This is a genomic window from Halorubrum zhoui, assembly GCF_051194155.1.
Classification (GTDB): Archaea; Halobacteriota; Halobacteria; order Halobacteriales; family Haloferacaceae; genus Halorubrum.
On the sequence record NZ_JBLZNJ010000003.1, the window covers coordinates 601,496 to 616,310 of the forward strand.

At 68.9% G+C, this 14,815-nt stretch carries 17 protein-coding genes and 1 tRNA gene; 14 read left to right on the forward strand and 4 right to left on the reverse strand.

Annotated elements, in window-relative coordinates; all coding sequences use genetic code 11:
• Positions 1-67 precede the first annotated feature (67 nt).
• Positions 68-1,039, forward strand: coding sequence for an AIR synthase-related protein (locus tag ACNTAO_RS07180; RefSeq protein WP_435161284.1), 972 nt, complete (start codon positions 68-70; stop codon positions 1,037-1,039).
• Between the two features lie 27 nt (positions 1,040-1,066).
• Here the strand turns inward: ACNTAO_RS07180 and tbsP are convergent, their stop codons facing one another.
• Entirely contained in the window at positions 1,067-1,879 is an 813-nt protein-coding gene (tbsP, locus tag ACNTAO_RS07185; protein ID WP_435161286.1) for a transcriptional regulator TbsP, read from the reverse strand.
• A gap of 162 nt (positions 1,880-2,041) precedes the next feature.
• Between tbsP and glyA the strand changes: the two genes are divergently transcribed.
• From glyA to ACNTAO_RS07205, 4 genes are all read left to right on the forward strand, one after another.
• Positions 2,042-3,289: a serine hydroxymethyltransferase gene (gene glyA, locus ACNTAO_RS07190; protein ID WP_435161287.1), complete on the forward strand. Its 1,248-nt coding sequence runs from the start codon at positions 2,042-2,044 to the stop codon at positions 3,287-3,289.
• Positions 3,290-3,374: 85 nt separating this feature from the next.
• Positions 3,375-3,788 (forward strand): DUF3054 domain-containing protein, encoded by a 414-nt coding sequence (locus ACNTAO_RS07195; protein ID WP_435161288.1) that lies wholly within the window; start codon positions 3,375-3,377, stop codon positions 3,786-3,788.
• Positions 3,789-3,994: 206 nt separating this feature from the next.
• Positions 3,995-4,366 carry a DUF8015 family protein gene (locus ACNTAO_RS07200; RefSeq protein WP_435161289.1) on the forward strand — a complete coding sequence of 124 codons (372 nt, stop codon included), beginning with the start codon at positions 3,995-3,997 and terminating at the stop codon, positions 4,364-4,366.
• A 126-nt stretch (positions 4,367-4,492) separates the two neighbouring features.
• Positions 4,493-5,491, forward strand: a complete 999-nt coding sequence (locus ACNTAO_RS07205; RefSeq protein ID WP_435161290.1) for an ornithine cyclodeaminase family protein — start codon at positions 4,493-4,495, stop codon at positions 5,489-5,491.
• 383 nt (positions 5,492-5,874) lie between these two features.
• Here ACNTAO_RS07205 and ACNTAO_RS07210 read toward each other — a convergent pair whose 3' ends face one another.
• Positions 5,875-6,942 carry an mRNA surveillance protein pelota gene (locus tag ACNTAO_RS07210; RefSeq protein ID WP_435161291.1) on the reverse strand — a complete coding sequence of 356 codons (1,068 nt, stop codon included), beginning with the start codon at positions 6,940-6,942 and terminating at the stop codon, positions 5,875-5,877.
• Positions 6,943-7,241: 299 nt separating this feature from the next.
• Between ACNTAO_RS07210 and ACNTAO_RS07215 the strand changes: the two genes are divergently transcribed.
• The 4 genes from ACNTAO_RS07215 to ACNTAO_RS07230 all read left to right on the forward strand — a co-directional run bounded on the left by ACNTAO_RS07215 (position 7,242) and on the right by ACNTAO_RS07230 (position 9,712).
• On the forward strand, positions 7,242-7,607 hold the full coding sequence (locus ACNTAO_RS07215; protein ID WP_435161292.1) for a DUF8159 domain-containing protein: 366 nt from the start codon (positions 7,242-7,244) through the stop codon (positions 7,605-7,607).
• Positions 7,604-8,539 carry an alpha/beta hydrolase gene (locus ACNTAO_RS07220; protein WP_435161293.1) on the forward strand — a complete coding sequence of 312 codons (936 nt, stop codon included), beginning with the start codon at positions 7,604-7,606 and terminating at the stop codon, positions 8,537-8,539. Before ACNTAO_RS07215 ends, ACNTAO_RS07220 begins: the two co-directional genes overlap by 4 nt.
• 60 nt (positions 8,540-8,599) lie before the next feature.
• Positions 8,600-8,911 (forward strand): thiamine-binding protein, encoded by a 312-nt coding sequence (locus ACNTAO_RS07225; RefSeq protein WP_435161294.1) that lies wholly within the window; start codon positions 8,600-8,602, stop codon positions 8,909-8,911.
• 72 nt (positions 8,912-8,983) lie between these two features.
• On the forward strand, positions 8,984-9,712 hold the full coding sequence (locus tag ACNTAO_RS07230; RefSeq protein ID WP_435161295.1) for an SDR family NAD(P)-dependent oxidoreductase: 729 nt from the start codon (positions 8,984-8,986) through the stop codon (positions 9,710-9,712).
• A gap of 74 nt (positions 9,713-9,786) precedes the next feature.
• Here ACNTAO_RS07230 and ACNTAO_RS07235 read toward each other — a convergent pair whose 3' ends face one another.
• On the reverse strand, positions 9,787-10,155 hold the full coding sequence (locus ACNTAO_RS07235; RefSeq protein ID WP_435161296.1) for a DUF7577 domain-containing protein: 369 nt from the start codon (positions 10,153-10,155) through the stop codon (positions 9,787-9,789).
• Between the two features lie 94 nt (positions 10,156-10,249).
• Between ACNTAO_RS07235 and ACNTAO_RS07240 the strand changes: the two genes are divergently transcribed.
• The 5 genes from ACNTAO_RS07240 (at position 10,250) to ACNTAO_RS07260 (ending at position 13,020) form a co-directional block, all read left to right on the forward strand.
• On the forward strand, positions 10,250-10,630 hold the full coding sequence (locus ACNTAO_RS07240; protein ID WP_435161297.1) for a Rid family detoxifying hydrolase: 381 nt from the start codon (positions 10,250-10,252) through the stop codon (positions 10,628-10,630).
• 1 nt (position 10,631) lies between these two features.
• Positions 10,632-10,916 carry a DUF7981 family protein gene (locus tag ACNTAO_RS07245; protein WP_435161298.1) on the forward strand — a complete coding sequence of 95 codons (285 nt, stop codon included), beginning with the start codon at positions 10,632-10,634 and terminating at the stop codon, positions 10,914-10,916.
• 27 nt (positions 10,917-10,943) lie between these two features.
• Positions 10,944-11,025: transfer RNA gene (locus ACNTAO_RS07250), tRNA-Ser, on the forward strand.
• 79 nt (positions 11,026-11,104) lie between these two features.
• Complete coding sequence (locus ACNTAO_RS07255; protein WP_435161299.1) at positions 11,105-11,257, forward strand: hypothetical protein; 153 nt, start codon at positions 11,105-11,107, stop codon at positions 11,255-11,257.
• Positions 11,258-11,841: 584 nt separating this feature from the next.
• Positions 11,842-13,020: a CBS domain-containing protein gene (locus ACNTAO_RS07260; protein ID WP_435161300.1), complete on the forward strand. Its 1,179-nt coding sequence runs from the start codon at positions 11,842-11,844 to the stop codon at positions 13,018-13,020.
• Positions 13,021-13,056: 36 nt separating this feature from the next.
• Here ACNTAO_RS07260 and ACNTAO_RS07265 read toward each other — a convergent pair whose 3' ends face one another.
• Positions 13,057-14,619 carry a hydroxymethylglutaryl-CoA lyase-like TIM-barrel protein gene (locus ACNTAO_RS07265; protein WP_435161375.1) on the reverse strand — a complete coding sequence of 521 codons (1,563 nt, stop codon included), beginning with the start codon at positions 14,617-14,619 and terminating at the stop codon, positions 13,057-13,059.
• Positions 14,620-14,815 lie beyond the last annotated feature (196 nt).

Consider the following 14,815-nt stretch of genomic DNA (forward strand, 5'->3'; position numbering starts at 1 on the left):
AGTTAACGCTCTGGGGTGGCACTCTGCTGAGAGAAACGGTTAACCGAAGCCGCACGGAGACGAGTTCATGGCCAAGTTCGCGCCGTCGGCGCTTGAGTCGTACATCTTCTCGCGGACGGGAGCCGAAACCGACGACCTCCTCGTCGGGGGCGGGTACGCCGAGGACGCGGCCGCGATCGACCCCGGCGACCGGCCGCTCGTCGTCAGCACGGACCCGATCTCGTTTGCGGCCGACAGGATCGGCACCCTCGGCGTCGCCGTCGCGAGCAACGACGTCGCGGCCTGTGGCGGGACGCCCGAGTGGCTCGTCTCGACGATCTTCGTGCCGTCTACGGACCTCGACGTCCTCGACGACGTCACCGCCCAACTCGACGCCGAGGCCGCTCGACTGGGGATCACCATCGTCGGTGGTCACACGGAGACGGTTCCAGCGCTCCCGCGGCCGACGCTCTCGTTGACCTGTCTCGGGTCGACCGACCGCTACGTCCCAACCGGGGGCGCAGCGCCGGGCGACGTCGTGGTACTCACCGAGGGTGCGGGCATCGAGGCGACTGCGATCCTCGCGGCCGACTTCCGCGAGTCACTGCTCGAGACCGGCGTCGAGGAGGCGACGCTCGACCGCGGCGAGACGTTCTTCGAGGCGATCAGCGTCGTTCCGGAGGCGGCCGTGCTCGCTCCCGTCGCCACGTCGATGCACGATCCGACCGAGGGAGGGGTGCTCAACGGACTCGTCGAGTGTGCCTGCGCGTCCGACGTACGGATCTCGCTCGACGCGACCGACGTACCGGTCCGGGAGCCGACACGCCGGCTCTGTGCGGCCGCCGGCGTCGACCCACTGCGCGTCTTCGGGTCGGGTGCGCTGCTCGCGACGGTTCCCGCCGACCGGGCGGCGTCGGCGCTCGAGGCGCTCGAAGCCGAAGACATCGACGCGACCGCGCTTGCGACGGTCGAACCGGCGGCGGGCGAGCCGGGCGTCGTTCTCGACGGGGAGCGGTTCACCGGCGGCGTCGAAGACGACCTGTACGCGCTCTGGGAGTGACCGAAGGTGTGTGCCGGTCGATGGGGTTCACTGTGAGAGTACGTCGACCGCGGTAGCCGCGAACGCCGCCGGCTCGAGGCCATCGAGTCGGTCGTCGCCGAGCGTGAGCCGCAGTCGAGGGCGGCCGACGTCGATCGGCACCTTCTCCGTGTCGATGAGCCCGGCGTCTTCGAGCCGCGTCTTCGTTCGCGAGAACGTCGCCTTGGAGGCGATCCCGACGTCTTCGCCCCACTTCGAGACGTCGTACAACAGGACGTCGTTGCGGGCGGCTACGAGCAGTGCGACGGTCACCTCGTCGAGGACGTCGGTCTGGTCGGGTACAGCTGCCTCGAGGACTGCGTCGAAGTCGTCGCGGACGTCGGGGCCGATCTCGTCGGCGAGCGTCTCACGAACGCGGCGCAGTGAGGGGGTTCGGAGGTCGTACGTCGAGGCGGCCTCGAAGGCGTCTCTGTGTGGTTCGGCCACGGCGTCGACGAACGCCTCGTCGGTCGTCGAGAGCGCACCGACCGCCTCGCCGGCGGTGACGAACGCCACGACCCGTTCGTCCGAGATGAGGAGGGTGTTGTCGACCGACGCGTCGAGCACTCGCAGGTCGAGTGCGCCGTCCTCGACGAGGTCGGCCGCGCGCGACGCGACGGAGAAGGTTCCCGCGAGCGTCTTCGAGACGGCCTCGTCGGCGAGCACGGACAGCGGCGGAAGATCCGTGCGATCCGCGGCGGCCTCGACGAGCGACACGAGCGTTTCGGCCGATGGGTCGACCACGAGTACTTCTGCCGTCGATCCCGCGACCGTCGCGTCGAGCACTGCCTCGACGTCTGCCGCCACCAGATTCGACACCATCGTTCTCCTTGTATAACACCTGGTACCGTATTTAATATTATCGAAATTTGGAGCGAAGAATCCTGTGAACCCGGTCGCGACGACGCGCTCGCCCGATCCGAGCGGACCGGCTTCGCGGCCGAGGACGGACAGCCTTATTGCCCGTTCGGCCGGACGATACACATGGTTAACGACAGCCTCCGAGCGGTCGACTCGGCGGTGGCAGACGCCCTGGACGGCGAGCGCACGCGGCAAGAGGAGACGCTCGCGATGATCGCGAGCGAGAACTACGTGAGTCAGGCGGTGCTCGAAGCGCAGGGGAGCGTCCTCACCAACAAGTACGCGGAGGGGTATCCGGGCTCGCGGTACTACGCCGGCTGTGAGTACGCAGACGAGGTTGAAGAGCTGGCGATCGAACGCGCGAAAGAGCTGTGGGGTGCCGACCACGTCAACGTCCAGCCACACTCGGGGACGCAGGCGAACCAGGCGGTGTACTACGCGACGTTGGAGCCGGGCGATAAGATCCTCTCGCTCGAGTTGAACCACGGCGGGCACCTCTCACACGGGCACCCGGCGAACTTCACCGGACAGATCTACGACGTCGAGCAGTACGAGGTCGACGCAGAGACCGGCTACATCGACTACGAGGGACTCCACGAGACGGCCGAGTCGTTCGACCCCGACATCATCGTCTCGGGGTACTCTGCGTATCCCCGCGCGGTCGACTGGGAGGCGATCCAGGCGGCCGCCGACGCGGTCGACGCCTACCACCTCGCCGACATCGCGCACATCACGGGCCTCGTCGCCGCCGGCGTCCACCCCTCACCCGTCGGCGTCGCCGACTTCGTCACCGGCTCGACGCACAAGACGATCCGCGCGGGTCGCGGCGGCATCGTCATGTGTGACGACCAGTTCGCCGACGACATCGACAAGGCGGTGTTCCCGGGTGGGCAGGGCGGTCCCCTGATGCACAACGTCGCGGGGAAGGCGGTCGGGTTCAAAGAGGCACTCGAGCCGGCCTTCGAGGAGTACGCCGCACGAGTCGTCGACAACGCGCGGGTGCTCGCCGAGACGCTCTCCGATCACGGCCTTTCGCTCGTCTCTGGTGGCACCGACAACCACCTCGTCTTGGTCGACCTCCGTGAGTCTCATCCCGACCTCTCCGGTGGCGACGCCGAGGACGCCCTCGCGGCCGCGAACGTCGTGCTCAACGGGAACACCGTACCGGGCGAGACGCGCTCGCCGTTCGACCCCTCGGGAATTCGGGCGGGAACGGCTGGGCTAACCACCCGCGGGTTCGACGCCGACGCCATCGCCGAGGTCGGCGACCTCATCTACCGCGTCGTCGACGACGCCGACAGCGACGACGTTATCTACGAGGTCGGCGAGCGCGTCGTCGAGCTTTGCGCCGAGTACCCGCTGTACGAGTGAGTCGGTCGGGCCTCACCGGCCCGTCATCGACGACTCGTCCGACCGAATCCGTGCGTACAAAGTAGGGTGACTGCGCAGAAGGCGTATGGACGACCAGTCGTTTCTCGGCCGGCGGCTCGACCGCGCGGCCGCACCGCTCGCCGTCGGCGACCTACTCGTGTTGCTCACCTTCTTGACGCTTGGAACGCTCAGGCACTCGTCTGTCGCTTTCTTGACCGACCGGCCGGCGTACCTGCTTGGCGTGTGGGCGCCGTTCGTGATCGGGTGGGCGATCGTCGCACCCCTCGTCGGCGCGTACTCGGCCGGTGCGGCCGAGACGGCGAAGTCGTCGGTCCCACTCGTCGTTCGGTCGTGGGTGCCGGCGGCTGCGGTCGGGCTCGCCTTACGGGCGGTCGCCTTTCGTGGCGGGGCCGCTCCGGCGTTCGCGGTCGTCGTGGTCGTGACCGGCACGGTCGCGCTCGGCGGCTGGCGTGCGCTCTACTTCAGGCTGCGACGGTAGCGGGCTTCGGAGAAGCGACCGGCCCGGCCGCGCGCGTGCCGCGAGCGATCCGCTCGTTTGCGATCGTTCCTACGGGGTAGTTCGACGGTCCTGTCCGTTGAGATCGGTCATAACTTATGAGATCCTTTAGGGTGTACACGATCAACTGCATCACGAGGTCACGCGAAAAAATTATGTGGATCTCACGCGTAGTGTGTGATGAGATCATGAGTCGCTATTACGACTACGTCCTCGGACTGATTCCGACCGCACTGATCGGCGTGACCGTGTGCCTCTCGGCCGTCGGCGCGTCGTGGCACACCGCAGTGCCAGCGGGCGCAGCCGTCGCGATCGGCGTGATGGCACACGCGATGTTCGTCAGGGCGCCACAGCCGACGTCGACAGCGGCCGTCGCCGACGCCGCGGCGAGCGCGTCAGACGTCGCTGGGGCGACCGCGATCGGATCGGACGCGGTAGGGTCGGGGTCCGACGCCGAGTCGGGGTCGGACGCGGGGCGTGCGACATCTGGGTCCGGACGCGCCGGGTCCGGGTCCAGCCGATACGGCTCGGGGACGACCTCCGTCGCCGGCGGGGACTGACCGACTCGACGGCGCGGTCAGCACCGCGGAAGTTCGACGGCGCGGCCGGCACCGCGGAGGTTCGGCGGCGCGGCCCGTGCGTCCACACCCTGTACGGTTTAGTCGGCGGCGACCGAGCGGTCGGGTATGACCGACGCGTTGTTCCTCACGAGTGAGGCGGTCGACGACCTCGCGACGCCCGCAGACTACGTCGCCGCCGTCCGCGACGGGTACCGAGAGGTGGGTGAAGGCGCACCGGCCGAACCGCGGACTCTGCTCCCGAGCGGAGACCCACCGGGGATGCTCACGACATACGTCGCGATGCTCCCCGAGGTCGGGGCCATGGGCGGGTACACGTACGCGGCCGGGTTCGCCGAGCGCGACGCGTGGTTTCTGACGCCGTTGTTCGACGCCGAGACCGGCGAGCCGCTCGCGGTCATCGACGGTGCCTCGATGAACCCGTTCAAGACCGGTGCCGCCGGCGCGGTCGCGGTCGACGCGCTCGCGCGACCGGACGCGTCGACCGTGGCGGTGATCGGTAGCGGGCCACAAGCACGCGGGCAACTCCGGACGACGGCGACCGTGCGAGACCTCACGGGAGTACGGGTGTTCTCGCCCACGCCGGCCAACCGCGAGTCGTTCGCCGACGAGTTCGCCGAGCGGTTGGATGCGGACGTCACCGCGGTGTCGTCTGCGAATGCGGCGCTCGCTGGTGCCGACGTCGTGATCACCGCGACGACCGCGAGCGAGCCGGTGATCGCCGACGCCGACGTCGAGCCCGGCACGCACGTGACGGCGATGGGGCAGTACGCGGCCGACAAACACGAACTCCCTCCAGAACTCGTCGCACGGGCGACGTACGTCCCCGATCTGACCGCCAGAGCGACCCGCGACGCGGGGTCGTTCATCGCCGCCCGTGAGGCCGGGCTGGTGAGCGACGACGACCTCGAGGTCGAGCTCGGTGACGTCGTCGCCGGGAGCCACCCGGGTCGGACGAGCGACGATGAGGTGACCGTCTTCGACTCCGGCGGGACCGGTATCGAGACCGTCGCGGCCGCGCACATGCTCTACGAGCGAGCTCGGGAGGCCGGGCGGGGGACCCCGCTGTCTATCGCTCCGGCGAGTGAGGCGCTCACCGGTTTGTGACCGTGCTCAAGGGCGACGGCATACGCTCTCCAACCCGTTGGCTCTGTTGAAATCCTATGTCGCAGACAGATATCGGTTGACACAACAAAAAAGTCGTGACTGACCGCGATCCGTCCACGGTGGCGTCACGGGCGTCATATTGCTGCCTGTATCGTCTACACCCTCCCGGGCCGATTCGCTCACATACGTAGTTGGTGGATATGTGACCGAGACGGCCCACGGCACCCGGACGCCAGTTAGGCCACGCCCTCCCCAGCCGATTCGCTCGGTCGCTTCGCTCCCTCGCTCATCCCTCGCACGTGCTCGCGGGCACGCCTCCGGCGGCCCGCGAGGCGCGCGCCATCATGTAGGGTGTGTCCGTCGGTGGTCGCTGTCGGTGATTGCTACTCGAGCCGGTAGCGAAGGATCGCAGCGATCCCGCCGAGTGCGGCGAGCTGCTCGCCCGGATCGAACTCGGCCGAGAAGACGACCACGTCACCGCCCTGTTGTTCGACCGACTCGATGACCGCGTTCACGTCTACCGACCAGTCGCCCTCGCCCTGCCGCTCGGTTCGGAGGCGCTCGTCGACGACGAGGAGCGTCTCGACCGCACCGAACTCGGCGGCCTCGGCGACGTCCTCGGGGCCGTACGTCGCCTTGCCGTCCGTCGCGATGTGCTCTGTGAGGTCGTCGATGAGTGAGGCCTCAGTCGAGATGCGAGTCGCCTCCTGTACCTCGTCGACCGCACCACGCGTCAGGACCTCGTGGACGCCCCGGTCCCCGGCGGCCGCGGTGTCGACGACCGTTACGCGGTCGGCCACGTCCGTGCTGGACTCCTCGAGGTAGTCGCGCGCGTCGTTCTTCGTGAATCCCGGCCCGGCGAGGATCACCGCGTCGGCGTCGAGGTGCCCGAGCGCCTCGGCGAGCTCGGCGAACAGCTCCTCGCGTGGCCGTGCGTACTCGCCTTTTCCGGTCGGCCTCGTGAACGAGGCGTACTCTTCGGTGCCGTACTGTTGGACGGTGTGAATCGACGCCGCCCCCTCCTCGACGGTGGCGATAGCGACGTCTGGATTCTCGGCCGCCGCTGTCGCCTCCTGGATGCGCTCCGTCTGGTCCGGTTTGAAGTGCTTCTCGACCGTGACCTCGTCGTGTCGCTCGACGTTGAGCGTGTGATGGCTGCCGAGCTGGTCCTCCCGAGAGCAGCCGACGATGGTCCCACCGACCCGGAGCCGGTTGGCGAACCGAGCGAACTCGACGTCTGCTACCTCAAGCGTGACGAAGAGGTGCTCGCGCTGGCCACCGGTGTCCCGCATGCGGTCGTCGTCACGCTGTATCCGTCGAGTGGTGTCACCTTCGACCCGGTCGCCCGGCTCGAGCACGTGAGCGAGGTGCCAGAGGTCGTCGACGTTCTCGGGGACGAGCGTGAGCCGCTCGCGGCCCTCCTCGCCGTAGCCCCGCTGGGCGATTCGCATGTCGTGTCGTTCGGACGGGGTCGTATCAACCCTTGCCATCCCGCGCCCACTCGGAGCGAAGACGTCGACGACGACCACCGGCCGACAGCTGTCGACGAGATTGGTGAAACATCCTTCACCGGTCCTTTATGCCGGCTGCAAGCGTACGCCGAGTTGGCCGCACGGGACAATCGTGTGCCTCTGACAGACCCGATACCGGTCGCCCGTCGTGGCGACCCCCGTTTGCGGCTTTCCTCGCGCACCCCACGCCACCGAACAGCCGCCGGTACCGATTTACCTCGGCGCGTCGACGCGCCACTATGGGAGACGAGGCGCCCCCAGCGATCGAGCCGACGCTCCGCAGCTACGGCATCAGCGTCGAGTCGGTCGACGTCGGCGACCCGCTCGATCTGACGTACATGACGGCGTTTCCCGGCCGCGAGGTTCATCGCCGCGAGATCGGTCGGGCGCTCAACGCACTCATCGACCGCGCCGAAGCCGGCGCGTGGGAGCCGGTCCGCGTCGAGGCGACGGTCGTGCGCAGCCCCGGTGACCCGCTCGGGTCGTGGGCCGCGGCGCCCGAGTGGTTCGACGCGCTCCTCGCGTACGAGATCTCCGAGACGGAGTTCTCCACGCGCGTCCTCGAGACCGTCCGCCACGTCGACGAGGAGGACGACACGCTGTGACCCGCCGGACACCGCTGAATCGGGCCCAGCGCGGGCTCACGCGACCGTCGCGTGAACGGTTCGCGACGCGAACGCTCGCGTTCGAGGTCGACGGTGACCGCTGTCGCGGCACCCTCGTGTGTCCGAGCGGGGTCGACGACCCGCCGGTCGTCGTGATGGGGCCAGGACTCGGCGCGACGCGGCGGTTTGGGTACCGCGCGGTCGCAGAGCGGTTCGCCGTCGACGGTCGGGCGTCGTTCGTCTTCGATTATCGTGGGTTCGGGGACTCGGTGGGCACCGACCACTTGATCCATCCCGAGCGTCAGCGGGCCGACTACGTCGGAGCCCTCGACCGGCTGTCGCGGGTCGACGCACTCGGCACGGAGCGCGTTCTGTGGGGGACGTCGCTGGCGGCCGGTCACGCGCTCGTCCTCGGGGCAGAGCGACGAGCCGTCGACGCCGTGATCGCCGTGTCGCCGGTCCTCGACTGGCAGGGAGTGGTTCGAGCGCGTGGGGGACGGTACCTGGCTCGTGCCGCCGCTGCCGTCGTACGCGATCGGCTCGGGAGCCGGGTCGGTGGCGGCGTCACCGTCCCGATCGTCGGAGCGCCCGGGTCACTCGCGGCGCTCACCGAGCCGGGAGTGCGCCGTGGGTACCTCGACCTCGTCGACCGTGAGCACACGTGGCGAAACGAGACGCCGGCACGGTCGCTGTCGCTGCTGGGGGGGTATCGTCCGATCGAGCACGTCGGGCAGGTCCGGGCCCCGACGCTCTTGCTCGGTGGTGCAGACGACCCGCTCGTCTCGCCGTCGACGATGCACGGAGCGGGCGAGCGACTCGATCGCGGCACCGTCGTCACGATGCCCGGGACGCACGTCTCGCCGCTCGGGACGCGACTCGAGACGGCGATCGAGTACCAACAGACGTTTCTTCGCGACGTCCTCGGCGGCTGACCGGCGGCTGCTGGCCCCCGATGGGATCGCCTTTTAGCCCGAGCCGCCACTACGCTCGGTATGACCGTCGTCGCGATGGTGAGCGTCGCACCGGTGATCGAAGACAGCATGGCCGGCGAAGTGGCGAAGGCCGTGGCCGCGCTCGACGACTTCGACGTCAGCTACGAGACGAACCCGATGGGGACGGTGATCGAAGCCGCCGACGTCGAGACGCTCCTCGACGCGGTCGGTGCCGCCCACCGGGCGGTCGACGGCGACCGTGTCTCGACGGTCGTGAAGATCGACGACAAACGGACCGTCGAGACGTCGGCCGACGCGAAGGTCGAGTCCGTCGAAGACCACCTCGGTCACCCGGCGCGCAGCGACCGGTGACCGACCGGGCCGCGCGGCGTGGATCGTTGCGTATCCGCAACTGATATCGCCCAGTGGTAAGTGCGTAGACGCATGGCGATACTCGTCACAGGTGCGAGCCGTGGTGTCGGTCGGGCAGTCGCCGTCGAACTCGCGGCACACGACGTCGTCGTGAACTACCACGAGCGCGAGGACGCGGCCGAAGCGACCGTCGAGGCCGTCGAGGCGGCTGGCGGCTCGGCCGTCGCCGTCCAGGCTGACGTGTCCGAGTCGACCGAGGCCGACCGGCTGGTCGAGACGGCGGTGTCGGCGTTCGACGAGCTCGACGCCGTCGTGAACAACGCGGGGATCACCCGGCCGCATCGGCTGACGGACACGACGGACGAGACGTGGAACGCGGTGATCGAGACGAACCTCTCCGGGGCGTTCTACGTCACCCGGGCGGCGGCACCACACCTCAGAGAGGCCGCCGGCGACGTCGTCTTCGTCTCGAGCGTCGGCGGCACGCTCGGCACCGTCGACGCCAGCTACGCGGCCAGCAAAGCCGGTCTCCACGGACTGACGCGATCGCTCGCGCGCGAGCTCGGCCCGGACGGCGTACAGGTGAACGCGGTCGCGCCCGGCCCCGTCGAGACGTCGCTCAACGAGGTCATCCTCGAGTACCTCGAGTCGACCGACTTCCACGGGCACGAACACGTCGACACGCACCTGCCGTCGTACGCGTGTACGCCCGCGGACGTGGCCGACTCAGTTCGATACCTCCTCGGAAACGAGTACGTGCACGGGGAGGTGCTCGAGGTCGACGGCGGCATGCACCTGTGAGGCGGCAGACGTGGGGCGAGCAGGGCCGTCCAGGAGCGACCAAGGGTCGTCTCGACGTCGGACCAGACCGGCACTCACAGCGGACGCTGTGTCGCCGCCGCGTCCCGACTCGGACGGGCGCCGTCGCCGCCGAGCGCCGGTTGCACACACCACCGACAGTAGCGGTACCTGGCCCGGTTCGTCGCGCCACACGACTGACACGCGACGGTCGCTTCGCTCGTCTCGAGCGGCGGCGGGGTGTCCGCTGGCTCTGACGCCGCTTCGCCGCGCTCGCTCGCGTCCATGACCGCGGCGAATCCGGTCTGGTGCTCGGAGTCTGGGCCCGCACCGCCGGATCCCAACACCCGCTCGAGGTCCACGTCGCCACGGAGGACCGCCAGCGTGATCGCCAGGTTGATCACGAGTACGGCCACGAAGAGGGCGGCGAGCAGTGCTCCGGACATCGTGTGTGACGTTGCCACTCCATGCACATACGTGTGATGGTGGCGCTCGACGCGAACCGGACACACTTATCACACGGGGGCCGACGAGACACCCATGGCGGACCCAGTACACACGGACGACGCCCCGGAGGCGGTGGGCGCGTACAGTCAGGCGAAGGCAACGGCGGACCTCGTGTTCACCGCCGGACAGATACCGCTGACGCCGGACGGCGACCTCCGCGCCGACGCGTCGATCGAGACGCAGACGCGACTCGCGCTCGACAACCTCGTGGCCGTCCTCAAGACGGCCGGTGCCGGTCCAGCAGACGTCCTCAAGACGACGGTGTATCTGGCCGACATCGACGACTTCGACGCGATGAACGCGGCGTACGCCGAGTACTTCGAGACGGCGCCGCCGGCGCGGTCGGCAGTACAGGCGGGGGCGCTCCCGAAGGGGGTCGGAGTCGAGATCGAAGCCGTCGCCAGCCGCGAGTGAGATGCCTGCTGGGGGTGACGAGTCGGGATCGGTGCGTGAGCCGGAGGGAGTCGGTGGTCGGTCGTCGACTCGACGCGACCGGCTCCGGTCGGCTGTGCTCTGGGGGATCGTCGGTGGACTCTCCGTCGTCGTGCTCGCGCAGGGGTGGCTGCTCGTCGGTGGGTCGCTGCCGATCTCGTTCGTCGGGGTGGTCGCACTCGCGGGGAGTGTCGCCGCGACCACCGGTGCCGTGGCGTTCGTGACCGAGCACCGCATCGCCCGAAAGCGGTCGAAGAGAAGGACTTAACTCGCCCAGCGAAGTAGCTTCGGACGAGCCAGGATGGCCGAGTGGTAAGGCGCACGCCTGGAAAGCGTGTTCCTTCACGGGATCGGGGGTTCAAATCCCTCTCCTGGCGTTCTACCGACCAGAGCGACGGCACCGGAGAGCGTGCGCCGGAAGCTTCTTATGTGTGGTATACGTTGCCATGGTTGAGTATGCCAGACACGAAAACCGGCCGCGAACGGAAGGGAACCGGGAAGCGCCGACAGCTCGAGCACCACCTCGTTCGGCGGGAGCTCGAGGCCGACGACGAGCCACCGGCTCCCGACGACGCGGGCGGGACCGTGTCGCTCGTCGACACCGAGTAGCCGCATCGACGGACACACCCTACATGATGGCGCGCGCCTCGCGGGCCGCGAAGCGTGCCCGCGAGCGCGTGCGAGGGATGAGCGAGGGAGCGACGCGACCGAGCGAATCGGCTGGGGAGGGTGTGGCGGTAACTGGTGCCCGGCAGTCGCTCGGCCGTCTCGATTACACGACCACCATACACGTACGGGAGCGAATCGGCCCGGGGGGGCGTGGCCCAATTAGTGCCCGGGTGTCGCACGGCCGTCTCAGTCGCACACCCATCACCAACGTATAGAATCGGCCCGGGAGGGCGTGGCGAAGTGGTGCCCGGGTGTCGCGCGGTCGTGTTCGTCACACAACCACGTTCATACACGTACGGAATCGGTTGGGGAGGGCGTGGCCCGAGTGGCGTCCGGGTGTCACGACATCGTCTCACCCACACCGTCACGTTCACACCCGTATTGGGGAGGGCGTGGCCCGAGTGGCGTCCGGGTGTCGCACGGTCGTCTCGAGCGCGACACGGGACGTCGAGCGGTCGCGAACGCCTCGTCAGCGGGCTCGACAGCACCCGACGTTTAACCTGGTACCGCCCGAACCGACACCCATGCGTGGACTCCACGTCGGAACCGTCGTCGGCATCCCGATCCGGCTCAACTGGACGTTCCTGATCGTCTTGCCGCTTTTCGCGTACCTCGTCGGCTCACAGGTGACGACGATCGCGGACGCGATGAACCAGACGCTCGGCGCCGGCATCGACCCGGCGGCGATCGGCTCGGGCGTCACCGCGTGGGCGCTCGGAGTAGTCGCGGTCGTCGGCCTCTTCGCCGGCGTCTTGCTCCACGAACTCGGCCACTCGATCGTCGCGATGCGGTACGGCTACGAGATCGAGTCGATCACGCTGTGGCTGCTCGGCGGGCTCGCGAACTTCGCGGCGTTTCCAGACGACTGGCGTCACGAACTCACCATCGCTATCGCCGGCCCGATCGTCAGCGTCGGCGTCGGGGGCGTCTGTTACGTCGTCTTCCGGCTCGCGCCCGCGGGAGCCGACGCACTGCTGTTCGTCTCCGGATACCTCGCGCTGTTGAACGTCGTGCTCGCGGGGTTCAACATGCTTCCGGCGTTTCCGATGGACGGCGGCCGCGTGTTGCGGGCGCTCTTGGCTCGCCGCCAGCCGCGTGCACAGGCGACCCAGCGGGCCGCAGCAGTCGGGAAGGTGTTCGCGTTTTTGCTCGGGCTCTTCGGACTGCTCTCGTTCCAGCTGTTGTTGATCGCGCTCGCCTTTTTCATCTACGTCGCCGCCTCCGGTGAGGCCCAACAGACCACGCTCCAGGCCGTCTTCGAAGACGTCACCGTCGGCGACGTGATGACGCCGAGCGCAGAGTTACACACCGTCACCGCGGAGACGTCGGTGGCCGAGTTGATGCACCGCATGTTCGAGCAGCGACACACGGGCTATCCGGTGATGGACGGCGACGACCTCGTCGGCATGGTCACTCTCGCAGACGCCCGCGACGTTCGTGAAGTCGAGCGCGACGCGTATCGCGTCGGAGACGTGATGGCGACCGAGATCGCCTCGGTGACGACCGACACCGACGCGATGACTGCCCTCCAGACCATGCAAGAACACGGCGTCGGACGGCTCCCGGTCGTCGACCGCACCGGGCGGCTCGTCGGACTCATCTCGCGGTCGGACCTGATGACCGCGTTCAACATCATCCAGACCGGCGGCAGCCCACGGAGCGGCTCGTCCCGTCGGCTCGACGACGGCCGCCGGCTGGTGTGAGACGGGGGCAGCCGGAGCCCACCCTACCGTCCCGACTCAGTCGTCGGCGGACCCGGCAGACGTCGACGCACCCGCCGCGGTCGAGCCGTCGTCCGTCGACTCGAGCGCCGAGAGGCGGTCGAGCGCGTCGACCATGGCGACGACGCTAGCCCGAGTGATGTCCGCGTCGGACGCCGAGACCGACACCGAGCGATCCCCGCGAGAGAGGTCGACCGCCACGGTGACCACGGCGTCGGTTCCGCCGGTGATGGCGTCGACGTGGTAGGCGTCGAGCTCGAAGGCCGTCTCGTCGACGCCCTCCGTCCCGTCGGCGAGGGCGGCTCGAACCGCCTCAAGGCCGGCGTCGACCGGTCCGGAGCCGGTGCCGGCTGCCATCCGCTCGTCGTCGCCGACGCGGAGCCTGACGGACGCGGAAGGGAGGTTCCCACCGGAGGTCGCAGAGAGGTCGACGAGCTCGACGTGGCGGTCGCGCTCGCGACCCTGAACGTCCTCCGCGATCGCGAGCAGGTCGGCGTCGGTGACGCGCTTTCCGCGGTCGCCGAGCTCTTTGACCCGCGCGACGACCTCGCGGAGCTCGTCGTCGTCGACGTCGAGGTCGTGCTCGGCGAGTGCGGCCGCGACGCCCGCCCGTCCCGCGTGTTTGCCCAACACGAGCCGGCGTTCTCTGCCGACCGTCTCCGGTGCGTACGGCTCGTACATCGTGCCGTCTTTCAGCGTCCCGTCGGTGTGGATTCCCGACTCGTGTGCGAAGGCGTTCGCGCCACACACCGCCTTGTTCGGGAGGAGCGCGACGCCCGTCGCCTCCGAGACGCGCCGGCAGAGCCGGTAGAGCCGGTCGAGCCGGACCGTCTCGACGCCGTAACACCGGTCGAGAGCGATGGCGACCTCCTCGAGTGCGACGTTGCCCGCTCGCTCGCCGACGCCCGTCACGGTCCCGTGGACGGTGTCGGCACCGGCACGGAGGCCCGCGTGCACGTTCGTGAGCCCGAAGCCGAGGTCGTCGTGCGTGTGGAGGCTCGTCGGACCGAGCGCAGCGAGCCGTGAGACGACGTCAGCGGTGCGCTCGGGGCCGGCCGCTCCGACGGTGTCACAGTAACAGATGCGGTCTGCACCCGCGTCGAGTCCGGCACCGAGCAGCCGCTCGAGGTAGTCGAGGTCGGCCCGCGAGCCGTCCTCACCGAGCACTTCGACCCACAGGCCGTGGTCGGTGGCGTACTCGACGAGTTCGACGGTAGTCTCGACGACGGCGTCGCGGTTCGAGCCGACCTTCGTCTCGACGTGTTTGTCGGAGGCCGGGACGACGAGGTTGACGCCGTCGACGCCGCAGTCCAGCGCGCGGTCGATGTCCGACTGGACCCCGCGTGCGAAGCTGGTGACGGTCGCGTCGAGACCCGCCGCAGCGACGCGACGGATGCCCTCCCGCTCGCCGGCCGAGGTGCACGCCGAGCCGGCCTCGACGACGTGGACGCCGGCGGCGTCGAGCTCGCGGGCTACGTCGACCTTCTCGGCCGGCGTGAGCGAGACGCCGGGCATCTGCTCGCCGTCGCGCAGCGTGGTGTCTAAGAGCTGTACCTCGTCGAGGGTGGTGAGTTGGGTCAAAACGGTCTCCGTCGTCGCAGGGTGGTCGCCGCCGCCGTCGGTGCGCGTGAGTCGGTCGTCGGGGGAGTGGTCACGGTCGGTGAATTTCACGGCCAGCCGCCGCGAGGCGACTTGCTCTATCCTCCGAACGACCACGAGCGTCTCGTGTCATTCGTACCCGTGGCGACGGGACACACCATATTAAATCGGACGGTTG